Origin of the sequence: Methylobacterium sp. J-077 (genome assembly GCF_022829365.1) — a bacterium.
Taxonomy (GTDB): domain Bacteria; phylum Pseudomonadota; class Alphaproteobacteria; order Rhizobiales; family Beijerinckiaceae; genus Methylobacterium.
In genome coordinates, this window is sequence record NZ_JAKSYJ010000078.1 from 37,566 (window position 1) to 62,024 (window position 24,459).

General features: G+C 67.9%; 19 protein-coding genes and 1 pseudogene. 8 read left to right on the forward strand and 12 right to left on the reverse strand.

The genetic code is table 11. The features are described 5' to 3' along the window. Positions 1–37 precede the first annotated feature (37 nt). From MKL11_RS05175 to MKL11_RS05190, 4 genes are all read left to right on the forward strand, one after another. On the forward strand, positions 38–880 hold the full coding sequence (locus MKL11_RS05175; protein WP_243940912.1) for a glycosyltransferase family 2 protein: 843 nt from the start codon (positions 38–40) through the stop codon (positions 878–880). Positions 881–1,057: 177 nt separating this feature from the next. After that, positions 1,058–1,936, forward strand: a complete 879-nt coding sequence (gene mdcB, locus MKL11_RS05180; protein ID WP_243940914.1) for a triphosphoribosyl-dephospho-CoA synthase MdcB — start codon at positions 1,058–1,060, stop codon at positions 1,934–1,936. A gap of 86 nt (positions 1,937–2,022) precedes the next feature. Beyond that, entirely contained in the window at positions 2,023–2,757 is a 735-nt protein-coding gene (locus tag MKL11_RS05185) for a DUF3750 domain-containing protein (protein ID WP_243941121.1), read from the forward strand. Positions 2,758–3,219: 462 nt separating this feature from the next. After that, positions 3,220–3,471 carry a hypothetical protein gene (locus MKL11_RS05190; RefSeq protein ID WP_243940917.1) on the forward strand — a complete coding sequence of 84 codons (252 nt, stop codon included), beginning with the start codon at positions 3,220–3,222 and terminating at the stop codon, positions 3,469–3,471. An 82-nt stretch (positions 3,472–3,553) separates the two neighbouring features. On the opposite strand, the gene MKL11_RS05195 is transcribed toward MKL11_RS05190, so the two are convergent. Together MKL11_RS05195 and MKL11_RS05200 are read right to left on the reverse strand one after the other, a co-directional pair. After that, positions 3,554–4,639, reverse strand: a complete 1,086-nt coding sequence (locus tag MKL11_RS05195) for a DUF2778 domain-containing protein (RefSeq protein WP_243941123.1) — start codon at positions 4,637–4,639, stop codon at positions 3,554–3,556. A gap of 234 nt (positions 4,640–4,873) precedes the next feature. After that, on the reverse strand, positions 4,874–5,656 hold the full coding sequence (locus tag MKL11_RS05200; RefSeq protein ID WP_243941125.1) for a lytic transglycosylase domain-containing protein: 783 nt from the start codon (positions 5,654–5,656) through the stop codon (positions 4,874–4,876). 771 nt (positions 5,657–6,427) lie between these two features. Here MKL11_RS05200 and MKL11_RS05205 point away from each other — a divergent pair. Together MKL11_RS05205 and MKL11_RS05210 are read left to right on the forward strand one after the other, a co-directional pair. After that, entirely contained in the window at positions 6,428–7,114 is a 687-nt protein-coding gene (locus tag MKL11_RS05205; protein ID WP_243940919.1) for a class I SAM-dependent methyltransferase, read from the forward strand. Between the two features lie 51 nt (positions 7,115–7,165). Then, the gene (locus MKL11_RS05210; protein WP_243940921.1) at positions 7,166–7,777 is read left to right on the forward strand and encodes a hypothetical protein; all 612 of its coding nucleotides are present in this window, start codon (positions 7,166–7,168) and stop codon (positions 7,775–7,777) included. A 170-nt stretch (positions 7,778–7,947) separates the two neighbouring features. Here the strand turns inward: MKL11_RS05210 and MKL11_RS05215 are convergent, their stop codons facing one another. Further along, a complete protein-coding gene (locus MKL11_RS05215) occupies positions 7,948–9,639 on the reverse strand; it encodes an aminotransferase class III-fold pyridoxal phosphate-dependent enzyme (protein WP_243940923.1) in 1,692 nt (563 codons plus the stop codon). 32 nt (positions 9,640–9,671) lie between these two features. On the opposite strand from MKL11_RS05215, the gene asd reads away from it, so the two are divergent. Next, positions 9,672–10,571, forward strand: coding sequence for an archaetidylserine decarboxylase (gene asd, locus MKL11_RS05220; protein ID WP_243940925.1), 900 nt, complete (start codon positions 9,672–9,674; stop codon positions 10,569–10,571). 9 nt (positions 10,572–10,580) lie between these two features. Here the strand turns inward: asd and MKL11_RS05225 are convergent. The 9 genes and pseudogenes from MKL11_RS05225 to MKL11_RS05265 form a co-directional block, all read right to left on the reverse strand. Further along, positions 10,581–12,243: pseudogene (locus MKL11_RS05225) on the reverse strand (methyl-accepting chemotaxis protein). A gap of 775 nt (positions 12,244–13,018) precedes the next feature. Beyond that, positions 13,019–14,122: a TAXI family TRAP transporter solute-binding subunit gene (locus tag MKL11_RS05230; protein ID WP_243940927.1), complete on the reverse strand. Its 1,104-nt coding sequence runs from the start codon at positions 14,120–14,122 to the stop codon at positions 13,019–13,021. 46 nt (positions 14,123–14,168) lie between these two features. Then, positions 14,169–15,230: a hypothetical protein gene (locus MKL11_RS05235; protein WP_243940929.1), complete on the reverse strand. Its 1,062-nt coding sequence runs from the start codon at positions 15,228–15,230 to the stop codon at positions 14,169–14,171. Positions 15,231–15,713: 483 nt separating this feature from the next. Beyond that, on the reverse strand, positions 15,714–18,158 hold the full coding sequence (gyrB, locus tag MKL11_RS05240) for a DNA topoisomerase (ATP-hydrolyzing) subunit B (RefSeq protein WP_243940931.1): 2,445 nt from the start codon (positions 18,156–18,158) through the stop codon (positions 15,714–15,716). A 177-nt stretch (positions 18,159–18,335) separates the two neighbouring features. Next, entirely contained in the window at positions 18,336–19,298 is a 963-nt protein-coding gene (locus MKL11_RS05245; RefSeq protein WP_243940933.1) for an aldo/keto reductase, read from the reverse strand. Positions 19,299–19,302: 4 nt separating this feature from the next. Beyond that, positions 19,303–19,947: an MBL fold metallo-hydrolase gene (locus tag MKL11_RS05250; RefSeq protein WP_243940935.1), complete on the reverse strand. Its 645-nt coding sequence runs from the start codon at positions 19,945–19,947 to the stop codon at positions 19,303–19,305. Positions 19,948–20,035: 88 nt separating this feature from the next. Then, positions 20,036–20,425 carry a hypothetical protein gene (locus tag MKL11_RS05255; protein ID WP_243940937.1) on the reverse strand — a complete coding sequence of 130 codons (390 nt, stop codon included), beginning with the start codon at positions 20,423–20,425 and terminating at the stop codon, positions 20,036–20,038. A gap of 110 nt (positions 20,426–20,535) precedes the next feature. Next, complete coding sequence (locus MKL11_RS05260; protein WP_243940939.1) at positions 20,536–20,871, reverse strand: type II toxin-antitoxin system PemK/MazF family toxin; 336 nt, start codon at positions 20,869–20,871, stop codon at positions 20,536–20,538. Next, complete coding sequence (locus MKL11_RS05265) at positions 20,864–21,106, reverse strand: hypothetical protein (RefSeq protein ID WP_243940941.1); 243 nt, start codon at positions 21,104–21,106, stop codon at positions 20,864–20,866. Before MKL11_RS05265 ends, MKL11_RS05260 begins: the two co-directional genes overlap by 8 nt. A gap of 299 nt (positions 21,107–21,405) precedes the next feature. On the opposite strand from MKL11_RS05265, the gene MKL11_RS05270 reads away from it, so the two are divergent. Next, the gene (locus MKL11_RS05270) at positions 21,406–24,447 is read left to right on the forward strand and encodes a penicillin-binding protein 1A (protein WP_243940943.1); all 3,042 of its coding nucleotides are present in this window, start codon (positions 21,406–21,408) and stop codon (positions 24,445–24,447) included. Positions 24,448–24,459 lie beyond the last annotated feature (12 nt).

The following is a 24,459-nucleotide window of genomic DNA, read 5'->3' on the forward strand; positions in this document are numbered from 1 at the left end:
CGGCTTATCGAAATGCCGTCTCGAAGGAAAATGTCCGGTGGAGAAAAGGCCGCTCGCCGTGGTGACCATGGCGTTTAATGAAACGATGATGTTGCCTCTATGGTTAAGGCACTACGAACGGCAGGTCGGGGCCGAGAACTGCTACGTCCTCGACCATGGTTCCGACGATGGTTCGACCCGCGGGATCAACGCAAACCTGATCCGGCTTCCGAGAACGCCGCTGGACGAATGGGAGCGCGTCAACACGATCCGAGACTTCTGTACTGCGTTGTTTTTCGGTTTCAAGTGCGTGCTGTTCACAGATGCCGATGAACTGGTCGTCGTCGATCCCGATGTGGCACCGTCTTTGTCCCAATACATTGCGGCTCGTGAAGTGCCGGCGGTCCTCGACCTGTTCGGCGCCGATGTCCGCCATGTCGAGGGCGAGGCGCCGATCGATCTTCAACGCCCTGTATCGCTTCAGAGGAGATATGTCCGCCCCATATCATCCTTGTGCAAGGCGACGCTTATCTCCAAGCGTACGGACTGGCATATCGGTTTTCACTGTGTGGTCCACGAGCATCGACCGAAATTCGGTGACCTATTCCTGTTCCATCTGGCCCATTGCGACAACGATATCTTGTTCGAGCGTCAGAAGAAGCGCAATGCCGCTGCACCGGTCGGCATCCCGGACTCGCATCACGCCATCCCGCCTATGATTTTTCTGGACCACATCAAGTCGGACGTCGCCGGATTGGCGCGCAGGCGCGTCCAGTTGCGACGCGGCGAAGATCTCTTTGAAACGACGAAGAGGATATTCGCTGACGCAATCGAGCGCAAGAGTTGGGCAGAGGTGCCGGATCTGTGGCAGTTGCCGGACCGCTTCGTCGGCTTGTTCTGAGGGATTGGAGCGCCCTCGAGGCCGGCCGTGCAAGAAGCCGCGATCGGACATTGCGGCTATGAGGCGAAGCGGTTGAATTGACGGTTGAGCAGGCCGTGCGTAGCAGCTTGCCCGACCCGAGCCTTCGCGATCCGCCGCGGCGGCTGATTGGGCCGGCCCGCGGATCACGATCCATCGATGCTGCGCGGGAGGGACCGCATTTCTGACCTGTGCGTCCAGGAAACGCCGTGCTCCTCGGAACTTGGGGACGAGCGCGTCGCGGATCTCGCCCACGCGGCCCTGATCGACGAGTTGGAGACTTGGCCGAAGCCCGGCCTCGTCAGCCCGGTCGACTCGGGCAGCCACCACGACATGGATGCCGGAACCCTGCGCCGCAGCGCGGCGGCGATCCGGCCCTATTTCGCCGAGCTCGTCGCCGCCGGCAGACGCGCCTCCGAGATGGCCGGGCTCCGGGCGATCGGTCTGAGGGCCGAGGCGGCGATGCTGGCGGCGACCGGTGGTGTCAACGCCCATCGGGGCGCCATCTTCTCCCTGGGGCTGATCTGTGCCGCCGTGGGCGTGGCCAGACATGCACCGGCCCCGGCCGAAGCTTGGGCCGAGGCCGTGGGCCGGCTGTGGGGCGGCGCCATCGCCCGGGCGCCGACCTCGGCCGACAGCCATGGGGGCCGCGCCGCGCGCCGCTACGGCGTCGGAGGCGCCAGTGCTGAGGCGGCCGCGGGCTTTCCGACCATTCGCGAAGTCGGCCTGCCGGCGCTGCGCCTCGGCCGGGCCCGTGCGCCGGACGATCCCGAGGCCGCCCGGGTGCAATGTTTCTTCGCGCTGATGGCCGTCCTAGACGATACCAACCTGCTTCACCGCGGCGGCCCCGAGGGTCTGATGCGGGCGCAGGCTGCGGCGGCGGCCTTCCTCGATGCCGGCGGGATCGCGGCGCCGGATTGGCGGGACCGCGCCATCGCGATCCATCGCGACTTCGTGGCGGCGCGCCTCAGCCCGGGCGGCTGCGCCGACCTCCTTGCGACCACGTTGTTCCTCGACGCGCTGTCCCGGCCGGCCTAACGCGCGCCGCACCGTTCGGCCGCATGTCAATGGACGCGGCGCCGGCCTACATCTGTCCCGTCTTCCGCCATAGCCCGGCCAGTCCCGTGTTCCTGCTCAGGTTCGCGCTCCTCGCGCTCGTCGTCGTCTTCCTCGTGCCGGTTGCGGTCTCGGCGACGCGGTATTGGCTGCGTGCGGGCGGCGACTGGCGCTCGGCCGACCGATCCAGCGCTGGCCTTCTCCCGCCGGCGGAGGCCCATCCCGGCGCCGTGGTGCGGATCTTCTCCGCCCGCACGGTGAGTTGGCGCGGCATCGTCGCGACGCACAGTTGGATTGTGATCAAGGGCACCGGCGACGGCCGCTATCGCCGCTTCGACTACACGGCCTGGGGTCAGCCGATCTGGATCGATCGCTTCGTGCCCGATGGGCGCTGGTTCGGGAACGCGCCCGAGACCGTGTTCGCCGCGGATGGTGCGGAAGCGGAGGCGATGCTCACGCGCATCCGCAAGGCCGTAACCGAATACCGCTACGCCCGGCCCGGCGATTACGTGGTCTGGCCGGGGCCGAACTCGAACACCTTCGTGGCGGCCGTGATGGCGGCGGTGCCGGAGATGCGCGCCAGCCTTCCGGCGACGGCGATCGGAAAGGATTTTCCCTACGACGGACGATGGATCGGGTGGACGCCCTCGGGCACCGGCATCCGGCTCAACCTCGGCGGCTATGTCGGGCTGACGCTCGCCTGGGTCGAAGGCCTGGAGCTGAACCTGCTCGGCGGCGTCGCCGGGATCGATCTGCGCCGCCCCGGAATCAAGCTTCCGGCTATCGGACGTCTGGGGATCTGAGAGCTGCGGCGAGCCCGATCCGGCGTCTTCGCGGCTCAGGCGATCCGTGGTTTGTGCCAAGACGCATGGCCTGCTCGGAGAAAAATCACAGGTCCGAAATTTCCGAACTACAATTTATTACGTGGAATATTTCTAATATATTGCAACCTAGCAGACTAATTTAGCCAGATCTGCTTTTCGTTCTACACGATTGCGAGCTTCCTTCCGACAGTGCCTATGCCGATGCGGCTTCCCCCGATCGGGATGCTGTCTGAGAAGCGCGTAATGTCCGCCGGTGATAGTCAGCCGCGACGGTACAAAATTGCCACGTGGGCCGAATTCAGATGTGGGTTTTTATTACCGATATTGAATATCGAACGCATAGGCATGTTGACCCGGGGATCAGATCCGCGTTGATGGGCTTCCATCAGCTTGAATACGGCATGCCAGTCTGGTCCGCGTGCGGCACTCGGAGACGCGTTCATGAATGGGGGGGGCGACGGGGCGGAGACCGGGTGCAAGCACCAGCTCGCGCGCATCTCGGAAGCCCTGGGGCTGCCCGTATCTGCCTTTTTCGGCGACGATCCCGGCACGCTGATGACCCAAGGCATGGGAGACCAGGCCGAGGCCTATCTTCTCAAGCTCATCGCCGCGTATCTGCGCGAGGCGACACCCGAGACGCGCAGCCGCTTCGTGAGGTCGGTCGAGGCGATGCTGGACACCGGATTTCGATAGGCGCCCCCAGCGGTTTCCACGGTCCCGGCGGAGGCATCGTGCGAGGGGACGTGCCGTCGCCGGGCTTGGCGGCCGCTCGGGCTCAAGTGCCGTTGCGGGCCATTCGGGTGCGGGTGAATGTTTCGGCGAGGCTCGGCAGCGAATCCTGTGTGCCGGCCACGACCACGAGGCGCTGAACCTCGCCGCGCAGGAACGCCTGCAGGAACCGGTCATAATCGCGGAACGAGACGCAGCCATTCGAATCGCCGCGCGGGCCGAGCATGAAGGTATGGGCCAGGAGGCCGACGCGACCATAGATGGCCTCGGTGCCCCCGACCGGGGTGAGGCGGATCGCCCGCACGCCGTGGAACAGCTGCTCCCGCTCCGTGAGGTCGTAGGTGCCGGGCGGCGTCGGGCCGCGCATCCGCACGTTCACCAGGCGCGGCTCGTCGAGGCCCTCGCCGAGGCCGGAATGCGCCTCGAGGCGCTCCCCGTTCGGCAGCGTCACGACACGCGCCGCGATGTTGTAGACGGCCGTCCCCGCCGTGGGTCGCGCATCCGATGGGGCGAGCGGCGGCGAGATACGCCTCTGCGGTACGAGATCCGCGGGCCGGGTCTCGAGGGCCGCGTAGGCCAGCGCGGGCGTCCGCTCGACGCCGAACAGCTTCTCCAGGAACGAGCGATCGTCCTCCCGGGGCGGCATCGGCGCCGGAGGCGACTCGCGGCGGGCGATGCGCCGTTCGGCTCTACGGGCGAGATCGGGACCGCGCGAGGATCGGAATTCGGGGGGGCGCGGAATTGGGAGCGGCACAGTCATCGCCGTGCGCGGCGGCTCGGTACCCTGAACCTCCGGTGCGGGCGCCGCTTCCGGGATCGGCAGTAGCGCGGGCGGCTCGATCTGGGTCCAGGCCCAGCGTGACAGGGGGCCGCCGGTGGCGTCGCGCCAAGCCTCGGCTCCCGGGGTGTCCGGATTCACCGCCAGCGGTGCGGCCTCCGGGGGCGATTCGGCGGCCGCGATCTCGGTATCGGGATTGACCCGCCGGTCGGCCGACGGCCTCCCCGAATGCGGGACGCCGCTTCCCAGAGCGGCCAGCGCCACCGCGGCGGTCAGGGCCGCCAGGGGGGCGGCGCAGGATCGGCGCGCGGTCCGGGTGGTGAGGCCGTCCAGCGGCGCGGGGTCGATGGCCATGCGGGCGCCCATGCTCTCATCGCGGAGCGGGCGCCCGCCGGATCATCGTCGCCGCGGCCTAAAAAGCCGGTGGCAGGTACGATGGGCCGGCCGGCCCCGCCGGGACGAAACAGCGGGTGCCGGCCGGCTTTTCTGGGGCAACGGCGTGGTCGATTCAGGATCGATCAGGACCATTTTCGGGCGGATAAAGGTTTCACGCTCCAAGTCCGGGGCGCATCCGATCGCGAATAGATCTCAATCGTTGTCGATCTGCTTTCCGAGCAGCGCGATCGCCCGCTCATAGACCGGCGCGGCATTCCAGCCCTGAATCGCCACGAAGTTCGGCTCGCCGGGCTGGTAGCCGGCACCCGGGCGCCAGCCATGCGCCTTCAGGAAGTTGGCGGTCGACGACAGGGCGGCGCCGACATTGTTCAGGTCGCCGGTGCCGTAGGTCAGGACATTCTTCGGCAGGAACTGCGTGTGACCGACCTCGCCGTGCGCCGCCCCACGGGTGCTCGGCGACAGCAGGCCGCGGTCGACCAGGGTCAAGGCCGCGTAGAGCTGGTCCGTGAAGTATTCGGAGCGGCGGCAATCATACGCCAGGGTCGCCACCGCCGAGAGGGTGTTGACGTTGCCGCGAACCGCGCCGAAGCCGGTCTCCATGCCCCAGATCGCCAGCAGCGGACCCGGGGGAACGCCGTAGCGCTGCTCGATCGACTCGAACAGGGCGGCGTTGGTACGCTTGAGCTGCCGCCCGCGCGAGACGATGGTCGGGCCGCCGCGCTTGGCGAGGAACTGCTCCAGGGACAGCTTGAAGCTGTGCTGCCCGCGATCGGCCGAGATCGTGGCGGTGGAGTAGCTCGTGCCCTCCAGGGCGGCCAGGCTCGCCGCGCTGGCCTTGCCGCGCGCCTCCTGGGCGAAGTCCCGCTTCCAGGCCTCGAACCCGGCCGCGTTGTTGCCGCACTGCGCGGCTTCCGCCCGCCCGGCCATGCCGGCGAGCCCGGCGACCGCCGCCACAGCAAGGGTCATACGCCGCATTTGTTCGATCACGCGAAACACTCCTTCGGCGCGAAGCCGCGCCATGGTCTTCAACCGAGTACCGGGGAACATCTCGTCGACAACAGGGCGAGATGATGTCGGACACACCGTCCGGCCGCATTGTGGTATTCGGACCATAGCGCAAGCCCGCAAGACCGCTGAGACGTCCGGGCCGGTGTTTCTCATCATCGTGAACGCATCGGCCGACCGATCGAGGCCCGCGCCGCCCGGCCGGCCACAGCACAGGTTCGGCCGTATCCGGATCGACGCATCCCTGATCTAAGGAGCTTTCCAAAGACGATCTGGAGCGTGATGCGATGTTCTCGCCGGATCAATGCTTTGCCAGCGAAGTGAATGGCTGTAGACGACACTTTTTTGATGTCACAACATCGTCAAACGACAATCATAGCTTTGCCGGCGGAAAGATTGCTTCGGGGATACGGTGTGGGGCCGATGACGTTCCGCTTGGATTGGCGCCTCCGGCGCCGCCGTTTCTGCTAACCGCGGCCTCACCATGTCTGTGATGTCATCGGCAAATCGTCCACCTCCCGCCAGCGACCGGGCCGCCTGCATGGGTCGCGATCCGTTTCGCGCCTTCGGGTCGGCACCGTCGAAACCGGCGCTGCGACTGGATCGTGCGGCGGGGCTCGAACCCAGTGTGATCCGTATCCGGGCCTGAGCCCGGTCTTCCCTGAATCCCGGATCCCTCGGCCCGCAAAGCGCCGGCGGTCGGGTGCCTCAGCCTGACAGACAGCGAGAGACAGGACCCTCATGGCCCTCGGAACGCAAAGCACCGGTTCACCGCGGGCGGCGACGCTCGGCCCCGACCTCGATCGCGACGGCGTCGCCAAGGCCTACGGTCGCTGGGCACCCGTCTACGACCTGGTGTTCGGCCCGGTCTTCGCCCAGGGCCGGACCCTGGCGGCGGCCGCGGCCGAGCGAATCGGCGGGCGGGTCCTCGAAGTCGGTGTCGGCACAGGCCTGTCGCTGCCGGCCTATCGGCGGGCCGCCGCCATCGTCGGCATCGATATCTCGGCGCCCATGCTGGAGAAGGCGCGCAGCCGCGTGGCGCGGCTCGCCCTGCGCAACGTCGAGCGCCTTGCCGTGATGGATGCCGAGCATCTCGACTTCGCGGATGCCTCCTTCGACGTTGTCGTCGCTCAGTACGTCGTGACCGCGGTGCCGAACCCAGAGGCTGCCCTCGACGAGTTCGCCCGGGTGCTGCGCCCCGGCGGCGAGATCGTCATCACCACCCGGATCGGTGCCGAGGGCGGCCTGCGCCGCCTGGTCGAGCACACGCTGATGCCGGTCACGAGCCGCCTCGGCTGGCGGACCGAGTTTTCCTGGGCGCGCTACGCCGCCTGGGCGGCGACCGCCCCGGTGGAGGTCGTCGAGCGCCGCGCTCTGCCACCGCTCGGTCACTTCTCCCTCATCCGCCTGCGCAAGCGCGACGCGTGAGCGCGCACGTTTTCTGACCAGCCCAACCACGATCGATCGGAGAAGAACGCCATGGCGAGCTTTCTTGAGGCGCTGCGCGTCCAGCGCTGGGACGACCACCGCTACTACCACCACAACCGGATCAACCAGAGCCTGCACGTGGTCAGCGCCGTGAGCTTCCTGGTCGCCTATGCGCTGGCCTTCAAGGACCCCGCGACGGCGGCGCTGATCGGCTGGCTCCTGGCGATGACGAGCCGGCAGGCCGGCCACCTGTTCTTCGAGCCAAAGGGCTACGACCACGTCAACAACGCGACGCACGAGCACAAGGAAGAGATCAAGGTCGGCTACAATCTCCAGCGCAAGATCGTGCTGCTGGCGATCTGGGCGCTGTCGCCGCTGCCGCTCTACTTCGATCCCACCCTGTTCGGCCTGATCTCTCCCCACCAGACGACCGCTGACCTGATCCGCAACGTCGGCTGGATCTGGCTGTGGCTGGCCGGGGCGGGGCTGCTGTTCCGCACCGTGCAGCTGTTCTTCCTGCGCGACGTGCAGACCGGGCTGGTCTGGGCGACCAAGATCCTCACGGACCCGTTCCACGACATCAAGCTCTACCACAAGGCGCCGCTGGCACTCCTGCATGGTGAGTTGGTCGAGGAGCACGAGCCGCACGAGCACGGCGCCTGAACGTCACCTGGGCATCGCCGGGCGGGAGGCTCCCCCGCCTCGGTGATGCCGGGAAAGTCCCGGTTTCAAAAGGTCATCGACCTTTTGCGGGTGCAGGCCAGAGCACTGCAAGCTCGGGGCTGCAAGCCCCGAACCCCGCCAAAGCGCCGGCGGCCCTTTGGAAACCCAGATCAGGCCTGTTCCGGCGCCTTCAGGCCGAAACGGGCGCCCAGCTTGCCGAACCGGACCGCCGCGACCTCGCGCAGGATCGCCCGACGGATCGCCTTGTCGGTCGGGGGGCCGCCCTCCCACCAACCATCCGCGCGCATGGCTTGCGCCGCCGCCACGAACCGCGCGGCGACCGCCTCGAACGCCGCGTCGTCATAGGCGAGGCTGAAGATCATCCGGCCGGTCCCCACCCAGGACAGGGCCAGCCCCTCGGCGCGCAGGTAAAATTGCAGCATCCAGTTGTAGCGCGACGGCCGCGCGTAGAGGACCGTCCAGACCGTGGACATGTTGGCCACCCGTACCGGCAGCTCGGACTCGGCCAGCAGCCCGTTCAGCCGCGCGGCCCGGGCCTCCCAGGTCGCGTCGAGGTCGCGGTAGAGGGCTGCGACCTCCGGGGTCTCGAGCCGGTCGAGGAACGCGCTCATGGCGCCCATCACGTAGGGATGGGCGTTGAAGGTGCCGCGAGCGAAGCAGATGTCCACCGGACGGTCGTCCCGGAAGCGCCGCATCAGGTCGGCGCGGCCGCAGATGACCCCCACCGGCAGGCCGCCGCCCAGGGTCTTGCCGTAGGTCACCATGTCGGCGCGCACGTCGAAATACGCCTGCGCCCCGCCGCGTGCGAGGCGGAAGCCGAGGAAGACTTCGTCGAGGATCAGCACGATCTTGTTGGCCGTGCAGACCGCGCGCAGCTCCTGCAGCCATTGCGTGTAGGCGGCGCGATCGAACGCGGCCTTGCGGCCGCTATCGACCAGCGCGGAATCGGACGGCGCACCTGCATTCGGGTGCATGGCCTGGAGCGGGTTGACCAGCACGCAGGCGACGTCCCGGCGGCTGGCGAGCACCCGCAGCGTCCGCTCGGACATGTCGGCCAGGGTGAGCGTATCGCGTGTCGGCACCGGGTTGCCGATGCCGGGCTGCACCTCGCCCCACCAGCCGTGATAGGCGCCGCAGAGACGCACGATCCGGCGCCGGCCGGTATGGTAGCGGGCGAGGCGCACCGCCTGCATCACCGCCTCGGTGCCGGACATGTGGAACGAAACCTCGTCGAGGCCCGACAGCGCCTTGAGCCGCGCGACGTTGCCGGTCACCACCGGGTGCAGCGGCCCCAGCACCGGGCCGAGGGCGCCGACCTTCGCGGCGCCCTCCTCCAGGCAGGCGCGGTAGAAATCCACGCCGAACAGGTTGACGCCGTAGGATCCGGCCAGGTCGTAGAACACGTTGCCGTCGAGATCCGTGACGGTCACGCCTTCGGCTGCCGCCGCGAAGGCCCCGGCCCCGAGATGCGCCCGCACGTGCCGGGCATACTGGAACGGCACCCGGTACAGGCCGGTGAACTGGAGGTCCGACAGCCCGTCGCGGACCGCATCGGTCTCGGCCCGGGTGCGGGCGAACCGCGTCCGGTAGAGATCCGACAGCCGGGCGAAGCCGTTCTCCCGCCGCAGCGCCACGGTCTCGTCCGGATCGTCGGAGCGGAAGAAGGCGCGCTCGGAATAGGCGTAATGCGGGATCAGCCCGGCCACGCGCCGGGCCATCCGGGCGTGGCCTGTGAGCGAGGGATGCTTGGCCCGCGACAGCTGCAGGCGCTGCGCGGCCTTGGGCAGGGCGATCACCGCGGCTGCGGCTGTGGCGGACAGGGTGGCGAGGAGTGCGGACATCGCCCCACGCCGTATCGGAGGCAATTCACGGCATGATGACGGTTTCGGCGGGATCGCGGCTGCGGCGCGCTCTGGCGCAGCTCGGCGCCCAGGAGGATCTGAATTTCTTGCTGACCAACCGGCTGCCGCGCCGGCTCGCCACCCGGTTCATGGGCTGGTTCAGCCGGATCGAGCAGCCGCTGGTGCGCGACCTCTCGATTGCCACCTGGCGCCTGTTCTGCGACGTCGACCTGAGCGACGCCGCGGACACCCGATTCCCGAGCCTCCACGCCGCCTTCGTGCGCGCGCTGCGCCCCGGTGCCCGCCCGGTCGCCGAGGACCCGACGATCCTGGTGAGCCCCAGCGACGCGATCCTGGGTGCGCATGGCCGGATCGAGGCCGGCCGGCTGCTCCAGATCAAGGGCCTGTCCTACAGCCTCGCCGACCTCCTCGGGGGTGACGCGGACTTGGCCCGCACCCATGAGGGCGGCACCTACGCGACCCTGCGGCTGACCGCCGGGATGTATCACCGCTTCCACGCGCCCCACGATCTGCGGGTCGAATCGGTCCGCCACATCTGGGGGGATACCTGGAACGTGAACCCGATCGCGCTGAAGCGCGTCGAGGCCCTGTTCTGCCGCAACGAGCGGGCGGTGCTGCGCCTGCGGATCGCCGGCCAGGCCGTGACCCTGGTGCCGGTTGCGGCGATCCTGGTGGCGGGCCTGCGCCTCGGCTTCCTGCCGGAGGGGGTCGCCCTGCGCCGCACCGGCGGCGGCATCCTGCCTTGCACGGCCCGCCTGGAGAAGGGCGCTGAGATGGGCTGGTTCGAGCACGGCTCCACCATCGTGGTGCTGGCCCCGCTGGGCTTCACGCTATGGCCGAGCCTGCGCGAGGGGGCCCGGCTGCGCATGGGCCAGCCGCTGATGCGCCTCCCGCAGCGGGACGTGGCGTAACACTCGCGCTCAGGCGGCCTGGACCTTGGCCAGGAAGTCCGAAACGCCTTCGGTCAGTCGCTCCGACTGGCGGGACAATTCCGTCGCGGCGGTGAGGACCTGAGACGCCGATGTCCCGGTCTCGCCGACGGCGGCCGTGACGGCGCCGATATTGGTCGTCACCGCCTGCGTCCCCTGGGCCGCCTGCGTGACGCTCCGGACGATCTCCTGGGTGACCGCCCCCTGCTCCTCCATCGACGCGGTGACGCCGAGCGCGATCGCCCGGAGCTCCACGATGGTCGCCGAGATCGCCTGGATGGCCTCCACGGCGCGGTGCGTCTCGCCCTGGATGGCGGTGATCTGGTGAGCGATGGTCTCGGTGGCTTTCGCGGTCTGCGCGGCGAGGTCCTTGACCTCGCCGGCCACGACGGCGAAGCCCCGCCTCGCCGGCGCGCGCCGCCTCGATCGTCGCGTTCAGGGCGAGGAGATTGGTCTGTGCGGCGATGTCGGTGATCAGTGCGACCACCGCCCCGATCTTCTGGGCGCCATCGGCCAGCCCCTGCATGATCGTGTTGGTCTGGACGGCGTCGCTGGCGGCGCGTTCCGCCATGTCGGAGGATCGGACGATCTGGACGTTGATCTCGCTGATCGACGCCGCCAACTCCTCGCTGGCCGCCGCGACAGTCTGCACGTTGGCCGAAGTCTGCTCCGCCCCGGACGCGACGCTGAGTGATTGGGCCGCCGTCTGATCGGCCGTCCGGCTCATCACCTGGGCCGTGGCCTCCATCTCTTCCGCGGCGGTCGACAAGGTTTGGATCATCTTGGAGACTTCGGCGCGGAACGTGTGCGTGGCGTCGTCCAGCACCTGCGCGCGGCGGGTCTTGGCCTCGTTCTCCACGGCCGCATCCGCGTCCGCCCGGCGCTTGGCGACGAGGGCGTCCTTGAAGACCTGCACCGCGCCGGCCATGGCGCCGATCTCGTCCCGGCGGTCCGCGCCGGCCACCGGCGCCTCGAAGTCCCCCGTGGCGAGCCGGGTCATCGTGGCGGTCATGCCGGTGAGGGGCCGCGCCACCAGCAAGAGGATCGTGACGATGCCGTACGCGATGGCGATGGTCGCGAGGACGAGAGAGGCAACGAGCAGGGCGCTTGTCCAACTCGACGTTGTCCGCGCCTGCTCGAATTCCTGGCGCGCCACCCGGATCTGCAAGGCCGTCAGCTTGCCGAGAAGTGCGTGCGTCCGGGTCATCGCGCTCAGGAACGCGATGTGCGCATCGGCGTAGGCGCTCGTCGCGTTCGCATCGGCATGCCGCACGAGATCGTTGACGATCACGTCGTTCCGGTCGATCTGCGCCTGAAGATTTGCTGCTAGAACCTTCTCTTCGGGCGTTAGATAGGTGGCAAGGTAATCAGCCCATTGCCGCTTCACCTGGGCCTGGGCGCGCTGGAAGGCTTGAACGCCCGCGTGCGGATCGACTGTTCCGTCCCGCAGAGTTCGCGTGGTCTCGGTCATGGCGTCATAGGCATCGCGTAAGCCGCTGAATTGGCCGAGGGGAACGACGCGATCTTCGAAGACCGTCTGCAGGCTCTTCGTGTTCCAGTAGAGCGCGAGATTGCCGAGTGCCGTCGCACCCAACAACAGGGCGCCGAGGACGGTGAGAAGCGCAATCAGGCGGGTTCTTATGGTGAGGCGCATCGACGATGTCCGGTGCGAGCCGATTCGGCTCGAAAATTCGGACGCCGAGATATCATCGGACAGATAAATCCAAAATGACAATGCGATACACGACGAACTTATGCTTTATATCAACTTTTAATTGTTGACTTATTTCAATTTTCAAAGACAAGTAGGTCAGATTTTGAGCATAAATATGCCTAAGTTGCTGATTTTTATATAAAAAGATGACGATGCCTGTACCAAAATATTCGAATCGGCTCCTGTGCTGGACCTTCATGTAAGCAAAAGCGTGCCGGCATTCCCAATGAGCCCGCGGTCTCGGGAGCGCAGGGCCGTCATGACACGCGCATCGAGACGGGCGGAAGATCGCTCGGACAAGGATGCAGATCGCTACGGGCGCTCGATCGAATGCGAGGCCAGCGGCTGTGGCGCCGATCATCCGGTGCAGGCGTCACGCGGTTCGCGCAAACTGGGGTGACGCTTGGACGGCACACCGCGATAAACCAGGTCCCGATTGAAGCGCTCGCAATCGGTGCGGTCACGAAACTTTTCGGCTCGAACCGGCGGAGACTAAGGCGGGTGCTCGATCACGAGGTCGGCGTGACGCTCCAAACAGCGCAACCCGAATTCGCCTCTCGGGCAACGTTCCCGCTCGATCGCGCCGCGTGCCGAAGGTCTTCAGCCGTCAGCGTCGTTCGAGCGATCATGATGCGCCCGACACGCGGCAGAGCCCGGAGGATCACCGCGAACCATCTCGGTCATGCGAGCCGACTCGGGCACGCTGCCTTTTCTGTCACCGGGCTTGGCGCCACTTCAGATAGGCCTGATAGATCTCCTCCTTACCCGCCTGCCGGTCGGCCTGCGCCTGGAAGAACCGATCGAGATCCGGTTGCGAGGCGATGTCCTGCTCGTGGTGTCGATCGAGCCACTCCTGGGCGGGGCGGAAGCGCGTCCATCCGGCCACCGACGCCGCTAAGTTGACCTCGCGCCATTTCGGATGCCGCTGCGGGGCCAGGAACTTCTCGAACTGGCCGAAGAACGCGTCGACGAAGCGGACGAGCTTCTCGTAGCGCGGCGATCCCCGCGGGCTGTTGTAGACTCCGAGCACTGTGCCGACGGCGACGGTCTCGACGGCGTCACCGCTAACGAGCTTCGGGTAGTCCGCCGGCGTGAGGGTCGCGGGGACGTAGGCCTCGTTCATCGTGTCCGGATAGGGCGCCTTGACGAAGTGGAAGCGGTCCCCCGGATCGAAGCCCGCGATGAAGGCCACGGGCTTGGCCGCCACGGAGACGACGGCCTGGATCTCGCCTTGGCGCAGCATTTCGAGCGCGGTCGGCTGGTCGACGTTGATCGCCTCAACGGTGATACCGAGTTCGCGGAACATCGCGCGGCCGCTGTAATCGGTGCCGCTGCCCTTGACATCGAAGCTGACCCGCTTGCCGGCAAGATCGCCGATGGTCTTGATCGCGTTCGGCGCGATGATGTGCAACTCATCGTTGAACAGCTTAGCGATGAACTGGATCGACCGCTCGATGTTCTTGAGGCGCTTGTCCTGCCGCAGCTGCTCCAGCGTATCGGTGCGGACGAAGCCCAGATCGACGCCCTTCAGAAAACGGATGTCGTAGGCGTTCTCGCCCGCCCCCTTGCCGAGGATCGGCAGGATCCGCAGCTTGTCGCCATCGTCCAGGACGAAGGCGAGGTCGGCGCCGATCCGGAAATAGGTCCCGCCGGGGGTTCCCGTCACGACCGTGACGGTGTTGGCGTTCATGCGGTCGCCGAGGGCGGTCTCCGTCAGGGAATCGGGGTGCGCCGAGGCCGGCTCGGTGGCCCTCGCGGCAGGCCCCGCCACCAGGGCGGCGAGCCCGATGAGCGTGGCGAATCTCGCTAGCCTCGGCATGAATACGTCCCTCGCTGATCTGTCGGCCGTCCGTGGTCAGGGGTCTTCAGCGACCCGTGGCGGCGAGGCGCCGCTCATCCGCCCGGTCCTGGCGCGCGGCCCTCGCGTACAGGCTCTGGGCAAGGTCTTGATCCGACCGCAGGCCGCGCACGTGCCAGGTCCGCAGCATCGCCGGGTCCCAGGTCTGCGCCAGCAGGAAGGTCGCGTGCGGCGCGTCTCGTGCCTGGGCGCGCTCCAGCAGCAGCCGGGCACCACTGATGTCGCCGAGCCGGATCAGGCCCCTGGCTCGCTCGACCAGCGGGTCGGCCCCCGCCGGTGGACGCGTGGGCATCGCGGGCCTTGGAAGGCTCGCAGTCTCGGTCCCGGCACCGGGTTTCTCGGCACGAACGGCGGGGGGCGCCGGGCGGTCGGTCGCCGCGATGCTGTCACGGGGGGCGACAGGCGCCGCTTCCGGCACGACGACATCGGAGGCCGGCGCGGCCGGGTTGGCGATGGCGGCAACGGCCTGCTGGGGCGGCGTCGTCTCGCGGTTCTGGGCGGACGCCTGCTTCGCGTGGCCTGGCTCGCCGCCGGCCGCCCGGTCGCGGTCCATCCCCTCCGGTGTGAAACTGACCGCGAGGCGGCTCGACGTCACATCGATGTGTCCCCCGGTCTCCGGAGTCCAGATCGCCGCGACGGCGAGCGAGAAGCTGCTCTCGCGCGCGTCGCTCTGCAGGATCTGGATCCTCGAAAGATCCCACGCGCTGACATCGACGTCGTTGTTGTCGTCGGTCGACGAAAACGTATTGGTGGAGTCGCTGATCGTGGCCCCCCGGGGAAGCCCAAGCAGTTTGATCGCTTCGATATGGACGTTCCGGACGCGGACGAGCTTGATGTCGAGAGGGAGGGCTACGCCGATCGGTCCGGAGGCGTCATGGGTCGTGATCAGTAAATCCGACGTTCTGCCCTGCGCCGAATCCGTATCGTTTCGGCCGATGGGCACAATAGAATCGGAGCGATGACGACTGTCCTCACTCTGTGCCAAGGCAGAGAGGGACAGCGAGGATGTCAGAGCGAGCGCCAGCGCTGTCGACCTGCGTCCGCCCCATTTCCGGCAAGGCATTTCCATCGGATGCGCTCCAGGCCAGCCGATTTATTGCTAAACTTTTGCCCGAATATAATATCTCCAATTCCTAGTCAATTAAGGCGGGTTATCTCCTGCTGCGTTCGGCTAGACGCTGGTGACGAACACGGTCGTCTTGAAAGCGACTCCTGAGATGGCGCACGCTGTGCTCGACGCATCGAAGGTCTCAGGGGCGTGAACCGTCTGCAAGGCTCCGGCAGATCGCGAACAGGACGAAACCCCCTGCGACTTGCTTCCTCACCGGGGCGACAGCCCCCTGGAGAACATCCTCCAGCCGGGGGCGCCAGCGTCCTGCATGAGGAGGACGCGACCTCGGTCGCGCGTTATGCTGGATCGTCCGCAATCGCCGCCACCTCGCGATGACCAAGCGCGAGCCTCGCGTCCACGAGAGGCATCGTTCTCAGTAGATCGGTACACGAGACCCGCGTGTGGAGACGGGATTTACCGAGAAATCACAACAACGCCGCGCTACACGTCCAAGTTGGCGACGCTCAGCGCGTTCTCCTGGATGAACTCGCGCCGCGGCTCGACCACGTCGCCCATCAGCTTGACGAACAGGTCGTCGGCGTCGGTCGTGTCCTTGACCTTCACCTGCAGCAGCGAGCGCACGTCGCGATCCAGCGTCGTCTCCCAGAGCTGCTGGGCGGTCATCTCGCCCAGGCCCTTGTAGCGCTGGAGCTGGAGGCCCTTGCGGCCGAAGGCCATCACCGCCTCGAACAGGGCGACGGGGCCGTGCAGAACGGTCTCGTCGGTCTTGCGCATCAGCGTGGCGGGCTCGCCGTAGATCTCCCGGAACGCGTCGGCCCGCTCGGACAGGCGGCGCGCCTCCTGGGACGAGATCAGGCTGGCATCCAGGGTGGCGACCTGCTTGACGCCGCGGAGCGTCCGGGTGAGGCGATAGCCGCCCTCGTGGGTCTCGCCCTGCCAGCCCTGCTCGATCTCGTCGGCGATCAGATCGAGGCGGCGCGCGGTCATGTCGGCCAGCACCTCCGTCTCGCCCGGCCGCGAGGCCGCCTCGGCGTCGAACGCCCCGGCCAGGACCGCCTGCTCGACTACGGAGCGGTCGTAGCGGGTGTGCAGGCCGAGCAGCACGTTGCGGAAGCCCCGCGCCTCCTCGACCAGGCTCTTGAGCTGCGGGCCGGTGAACTCGGCCCCCGTCGAGAGCCGCAGGATCGCTCCGTCGGTGCCCTGGTCGATCAGGTAATCCTCCAGGGCGCGCTCGTCCTTGAGGTAGATCGCCCGGCGCCCGCGCTCGGCTTTGTAGAGGGGCGGCTGGGCGATGTAGAGGTGGCCGCGGTCGATCAGCTCCGGCATCTGGCGGAAAAAGAACGTCAGCAGCAGGGTCCGGATGTGCGAGCCGTCGACATCCGCGTCGGTCATGATGATGATGCGGTGATAGCGCAGCTTTTCAGGATTGAAGCCTTCCCGGTCCGTGGACGAGCGCCCGATCCCGGCACCGAGCGCGGTGATCAGCGTGCCGATCTCGGCCGAGGACAGCATGCGGTCGGCCCGCACCCGCTCGACGTTGAGGATCTTGCCGCGCAGCGGCAGCACCGCCTGGAACGCCCGGTCGCGGCCCTGCTTGGCCGAGCCGCCGGCCGAATCGCCCTCGACGAGCAGGATCTCGCATTTCGACGGGTCGCGCTCCTGGCAATCGGCGAGCTTGCCGGGCAGCGAGGCGATATCGAGGGCGCCCTTGCGGGTCACGGTCTCGCGGGCCTTGCGGGCGGCCTCTCGGGCGGAGGCCGCCAGCACGACCTTGCTCATCACCGAGCGCGCCTGCTGGGGGTTCTCCTCGAGCCAGGTCGACAGGCCCTCGTTGAGCACGTTCTCCACCGCCGGCCGGACCTCGGACGAGACCAGCTTGTCCTTGGTCTGCGACGAGAATTTCGGGTCCGGCACCTGCACAGAGATGACCGCGGTCAGGCCCTCGCGGCAATCCTCGCCGGTGAGCGAGACCTTCTCGCGCTTGGAGACCCCCGAGGAATCGGCGTAGCCGGTGATCTGGCGGGTCAGCGCCGCCCGGAAACCCGCCATATGGGTGCCGCCGTCGCGCTGCGGGATGTTGTTGGTGAACGGCAAGGCCGTCTCGTTGAACGAATCGTTCCACCAAAGCGCGACTTCCACCCGGATGCCGTCGCGCTCCGCGCGGACCACCACCGGATTGGCCATGCCGTCGATCGGCTTGCGCGAGCGGTCGAGGTAGCGGACGAACGCCTCGATACCGCCCTCGTAGTACAGCTCCTCGCGCTTGTGCTCGGCATGGCGGGCGTCGGTCAGCACGATGCGCACGCCGGAATTGAGGAAGGCGAGCTCGCGCAGACGCTTCTCCAGCGTGCCGTAATCGAACTCGATCATCGTGAAAGTGTCGGTGGAGGGCAGGAAGGTCACTTCCGTGCCGCGCCGTCCGTTGCCAGGGCCGACGATCTTGAGCGGCGCCACGGCATCGCCGTGGCGGAACTCCATCGCGTGCTCCTGGTCGTTGCGCCAGATCCGGAGCCGGAGGAAGGACGACAGCGCGTTTACCACGGAGACGCCGACGCCGTGCAGGCCGCCGGAGACCTTGTAGGAATTCTGGTCGAACTTACCGCCCGCATGCAGCTGGGTCATGATGACCTCGGCTGCGGAGACGCCCTCCTCCTTGTGGATGTCGGTGGGGATGCCGCGGCCGTTGTCGGACACCGTCACCGAGCCGTCGGCGTTGAGCTGCACGGTGACGAGGTCGGCATGGCCGCCCAGGGCCTCGTCGATGGCGTTGTCCACCACCTCGTAGACCATGTGGTGCAGGCCCGATCCGTCGTCGGTGTCGCCGATATACATGCCGGGGCGCTTGCGGACGGCGTCGAGGCCCTTCAGCACGCGGATCGATTCCGCGCCATACTCGGCGGGCTCGTTCGGGGGGATGTCGGCCATGAAATTCCTCGGGCAGGCGGACCAGTTCGCGACGGAGGGACTCGCGCCGTCGGGCGCCACGCCTGCGCTCTCGCTTGGTCCACCCGATATAGGGGTTCCGCGTTGAGATTGCACGATTTTACGGGCTCGCGGGGGCCCGTGCACCCGCTTTTCTGAGGCTCCGCGCTTAACGCCGCGTTAGCCCTCGATCCCGCCCGCGCTGGCCGCGTCCAAACGGGCGATGGCGTCCGGCGACAGGCTCAGCTCGGCGGCGCCGAGCAGGTCGTCGAGCTGCGCCACCGAGGTCGCGCTGGCGATCGGCGCGGTGATGCCCGGCCGGGCGATGATCCAGGCGAGCGCCACCTGGGCCTGCGTCGCGCCGTGATCCCGGGCGACCGAATCGAGCACGTCGAGCAGCGCCAGCCCGCGCGGGGTCAGGTACTTGGCGACACGATTCTCCCGAGCCCGTCCCGCGGCATCCTGCGCGGACCGGTATTTTCCGGTCAGGAAGCCCGCGGCCAGGGAAAAGTAGCCGATCACCCCGATCTCTTCCGCCCGGCACAGGGGTTCGAGTTCCGCCTCGTAGCCCCGCTCGGCCAGGCTATAATCCGGCTGGAGGCATTCGTAGCGCGGCAGGCCGGACGAGGCCGAAACGCGAAGCGCCTCGGCGAGCCGCGCGGCGTCGTAGTTCGAGGCCCCGATCGTCCGGACCTTCCCGGCGGCGATCAGGCGCTCGTAGGCCCGAAGCGTCTCCTCCAGCGGCACGTCGGCATCGTCGGTGTGCGACTGGTAGAGGTCGATCCGGTCGGTCTGGAGCCGCCGCAGGGACGCCTCGCAGGCCGCCTCGATGTGCTTGGCCGAGAGCCCCTTGCCGGCCTCGCCCATATCCATTCCGACCTTGGTGGCGAGCACGACCTTGTCCCGCGCGCCCGGACGCGCGGAAAACCACCGCCCGATCACCGTCTCGGATTCGCCGCCCTGATGGCCGGGCGCCCAGCGCGAATAGACGTCGGCGGTATCGACGAAGTCGAAGCCGCGCGCGACGAACCGGTCGAGGATCGCGAAGGAGGTTGCCTCGTCCGCGGTCCAGCCGAAGACGTTGCCGCCCAGGCAGAAGGGCGCGACCCGGAGGTCGGAGCGGCCGATGCGGCGCTTGTCCATGGTGTCAGCCCTGAAGGAAGGGGTTGGAGACGCGCTCCTCGCCGAGCGTGCCGGTCGGCCCGTGGCCGGGAATGAAGGCGATGTCGTCGCCGAGCGGCAGGACCTTGTCCTTGATCGCCCGGATCAGCTGCTCGTGGTTGCCGCCCGGCAGGTCGGTGCGGCCGACCGAGCCCTTGAACACGACGTCGCCGACCAGCGCGAAGCGCGCGTCCCGGCTCACGAACACGACGCTGCCGGGCGAGTGGCCCGGGCAATGGAGGATGTCGAAGCCGAGCTCGCCCACGGTGACGGCGTCGCCGTCGTCGAGCCAGCGGTCGGGGGTCACGGAACGAGCCTCGCCGAGCCCGTAATTGGCCGCCGTCTCGGGCAGGGAATCGAGCAGGAACTTGTCGGCCAAGTGCGGGCCCTCGATCGGCACGCCGAGGCGCTCGCGCAACTCGTCGGCGCCGGCGGCGTGGTCGACATGGCCGTGGGTCAGCAGGATCTTCTCCACGCGCACGCCCTGCTCGCGGATGGCGGCCTCGATCCGGTCGAGATCGCCCCCGGGATCGACGACCGCGCCGACCTTGGTGGCGTCGTCCCAGATCAGCGTGCAGTTCTGCTGGAAGGGCGTGACCGGGATGATCCCGGCGCGGGGCGTTCCTGGCATGGGGTTCCGCGGGTTGGCCGCGCCGCCGTCGGCGCTCTCGATCCGCTTCTAGCGCAGAAGGAAGCGCGCGGCACCCCGCCGGGTGCGGTCAGGCCGTGCCGTCCTTGGGCCGGCGCAGGCTGTCGTGGAGCGCCAGCATCTCGGCCATGCCCAGGGACCGGCTGCTCCAGCGGGTCTCGGCGGTGTTCACTTGCGTGAACCGGTCGTGGGACCGCCCGCCATAGGCGCCGAAGATCGCCGTGCCGGGCTCGCCGGCTCCCGCCTCCGTAGGGGCGGACGACGCGTCGGGCCGATCGATCCGGTACGACGGCGCCAGCGCCTTGCCGGTCACCCCGATCCGGACCCAGGCGTCGCCGTAATGCTTCTGGCACATCCGCATCGTCACCAGCACCTGGCGGAGATAACCCTCGGGATCTTCGAGGTTCTCCAGCACGTCCGCGATCGTCGCGTCCGGGGGGTAGTGCTTGATCCGGGCCATGCGTCACCTCGTTGCGGCGCGAGCCTTACCGCGCCGGGCTGGCGAGGGCGAGCCGGTGACGGGTGCGCCCCCATGCCATCAAAGGATGACAGACCCCGTTGCGGAGGCGATCAGGGCTTGAGGTCGAGGAGGAATACAACGGCATCTTCCACCGGCTTCATGATGTGATCTTCCAGCCGTCCGATATAGTGATCGATCTTTTCGCGTGGCACGGTGGCGATCTTGTCGATCTGCACCTGGCTCACATGGTCGAGCCCATTTTCTCGACTCGGCGCCACGTCGATGCGCAGCATGGGCGCCCCCTGCACCAACGTACCCGTCAGCATGCAAACGGTAACGCTATCCGTTTCCAGAAAGTCATTGCTCTGGACGATCAGCCAGGGGCGGGGCTTACTCGTATAGGGACCTTTGACGGCGAGCGCGACGATCTTTTGCCGATCAATCATCCCCGAAGTCCTGAACCTTCTGAAGCAGCGCCATACTCTCTGCCTCATCCGGAGCGGCAGCCACCAATCGGCTTTGCCGTGCAGCCTCGCGCTGCAGGCTGTCGCGCACGTACAGCTCCATGAATCTGCGCACGGCGTCGCTGGGTGTGGTGTGCTCCCGCTGTGTCGCTTCAGTGAAAGCCGTCGTCAGAGCGGTGTCGGTCCGAACCTGCATCTCCATACCGTCGCGTGCCATATGCACCTCCTGCCTACGCCCGGAATTGTAGTCCGATTGGGTATGGCAGCAACACGTCACTCTGGCCGTGAACCTGGGGCCGGTCGCCCTCTGCGGAGGCAGGAAATGACCGCCTTCCTGTACGAGAGATCGGTGATCAGGCCGCTCCTCGTCGTCGCCGCGCACGACGAGCGTCGAGCCTCGCGAAAGCGTTGCCGTGGGCTGTCTCAAATCAGCCGCGTTGTGGAGCGCCTATCCACCAGCCTCGGCCTGGCGCGACTCCAGCCGTGAACTGATCTCGTCCCTCGAATCCGGACCGCATGAACGCCATCCTGATCAAGCTGTTCGCGACGGCCCTGACGCTGAGCCAGGTCACGACGCGGCCGGACGCGGTGCGGACCCAGTTCGATCCGTTCACCGACCAGGCCGAGGTCGTGCGCCTGCTGCGCGACGGCTGCGCCCATATGCGCAAGGCGTTCGACATTGAGGACATCAACCTCGACGAATTGATTACCACCGCCATGGAGGATCCGACGAGCGTCGCCGGGCCCGGGGCGCCCAAGATCCTGCACGGGCTCAACCTCGACGAGCTGAACACGAGCTACAAGCAGTTCTGCAAGGGCGAGAATCCGGCGATCTCGCCGTTCAATGCCCGCGAGGTCATCGAGTTCTACGACAACGCCACCAAGGACCTTCCCACCGCCGAGGCGCTGCGGGACAAGGTCCTGCCCGGCATGACCCGGATCCTCGACGGGTCGGGCAAGCCCTTCGCCGAGACCTTCGAGCCGAACGGCCGCCGCCTGGTGGTGCCGATCACGACGGTGCCGAACCTGGTGCAGAAGGCGTTCATTGCCGCGGAAGACAAACGCTTCGAGAGCCACCACGGCATCGACGAGCGCGGGGTGATCCGCGCCTTCATCGGCAACCTCGCCTCGCCCGGGCGTCCGGCCGGCGGCTCGACCATCACCCAGCAGGTGGTCAAGAACCTCTCGGTGGGCGACGACGTCACCTACGAGCGCAAGATCCGCGAGATGATCGTGGCGTCGCGCCTGGAGCGGATCCTGACGAAGCCGCAGATCCTCGGGCTCTACCTCAACGGCATCTATCTCGGCCGCGGCGCCTACGGCATCGAGATGGCGGCGCAGAGCTATTTCGGGAAGTCGGTCGGGCAGCTGACCCTGCCGGAGGCGGCCCTCCTCGCCGGCATGCCCAAGGGTCCGAACTTCTACAGCCCGGACAAATACCCCGAGCGGGCGCGCGAGCGGCGCGCCTACGTGCTCGCCCGCCTCAAGGAAGAAGGCACGATCACGGAGGCCGAGATGGCCGCTGCGGTCAACGCCGATCTCGGGCTGAAGCCGGTCGAAGCGACACGGCGCGATTCGGGTTTCTACGTCGTGGACTACCTGAACCGCGAGGCGCGCACCTTCGCAGGCGTCGACTCCCTGACCGCCGGCTCGTTCACGGTGCGCTCGACCATCAATGCCGGGCTCCAGCGCGCCGTCGAGGGGGCCTTGCAGGATGGGCTCGCCAATTACGAGCGCGGCACCGGACGGCAGACCTATAGTGGCCCTGAACTCAACCTCGCCGACAGCATCCGCCGCATCCAGGCGGCGACGCCCGCGCCCGAAGGCGCGGTCCAGGCCGCACCCGGGGTGACCGGCGCCCGGGCGGAAGCCGCCAAGGACGCACCCACGGAGGTGGCCAAACCGGGCGGCAAGGCGTCCCGGTCCAAGGTCGCGGCGGTTCCCCAGGTCAAGCCCGTCTGGCTGCGGGCGCTGGAGAGCGCTCGGCCGACTTTGTACGACGTGCACTGGCCCGTCGCGGTGGTGCTGGAAGCCGGCCGCGGTCCGGTGAAGGTCGGCCTCGCCGACGGCCGCACCGCCATCCTCGACCCGGGCATCGCCCGGGGCAAGCTGCAGCTCTACGACGTGGTGCGGGTGAAGCTCGCCGAGGGGCGCGGCGCGCCCCGGGCGCAGCTCCGGGTCCGGCCGACCGTCCAGGGCGCCGCCCTGGTGCTGGAGAACCAGACCGGCCGCATCCTGGCGATGGCGGGCGGCTTCTCCTATCCGATGAGCCAGCTCAACCGGGTCACCCAGGCGGTGCGCCAGCCCGGCTCGACCTTGAAGCCGCTGACCTACTTGGCCGCGCTGAATGCCGGGCTCCAGCCCAACACCCTGGTCCTCGATTCGGCGGTCACCCTCCCGCCGATCAGCGGTTCGGGCGAATCCTGGTCGCCGAAGAATTACGAGGGCGGCGGCTCCGGCCCGACGACTCTGCGCAGAGGCCTCGAATTCTCGAAAAACCTCGTCACCGCCCGGCTGCTCCAGGGCGGTATCGCCCCGAAGGCGCCGGCCAGCCTCAAGCGGGTCTGCGACATCGCCCTCGAAGCGCAGATCTATGCCGAGTGCGAGCCCTATTACCCGTTCGTATTGGGCGCCCAGCCGGTGCGGATGCTCGATCTCGCCGGCTTCTACGCGGCGGTGGCCAACGAGGGCGCCCGCCCGGCATCCTACGCGCTCGAATCGGTCGAGCGGGACGGCAAGGCGCTCTACACCCACGCCCCCCGCGAGCCGGTGCGGATCGGCTCGGCCGACCGGGTCGCGTTCTACCAGCTCAAGACCATGCTGCAGGGCGTGACCCAGCACGGCACCGCCGCCGCGCTCTCCAAGATCTCGGCCTATGTGGCGGGCAAGACCGGCACCTCCGAGAACGAGAACGACGCCTGGTTCGCGGGCTTCACCAACGAGATCACCGTGGTGGTCTGGGTCGGCTACGACAACGCCGACGGCAGCCGCAAGACGCTAGGCCGCGGCCAAACCGGCGGCCATGTCTCGGTGCCGATCGCCTCCAGCATCCTGCAGGCGGCCTGGGCGAACGGCATTCCGAAGACGCCCCTGCGGGGCCCCTCCTCCGAGGCGCGCCCGTTCATCGCCGACCTGCCGATCGACCCGCATAGCGGCCAGCGGGTCGCGGGGGGCGGCTTCGTCGAGCATTTCCGCACCAGCGGCGACGGCAAGATGGCCGACACCCAGTTCCGCCTGGTGCCGCGTGAGACCCTCTACGCCATGCGGCCCGATGCCGGGGACGGCGACCTTACCGGCGGCGAGGACGGGGCCAGCGTCGCAGGCGATGTCGAGGGTACCATGACCGGCGAGCGCGCAGCGCCGGATCCGTTGGATCCGTTCGGCGAGCGCCAGAGACCGCGCAGCCGCCGTGCGCAGGGCGATCTGGATTCCTACGGTCAGGACGCCTACAGGCCCTGGCCCGGCCAGACCGCACGCTCACCCTTCGGGGATGAGGATGCGCGCCGCCCGCGCCGCCGCGATCCGGACTACCTGTTCGGCGAAGACCCGGGCTACTGACCGCCCCTCGAT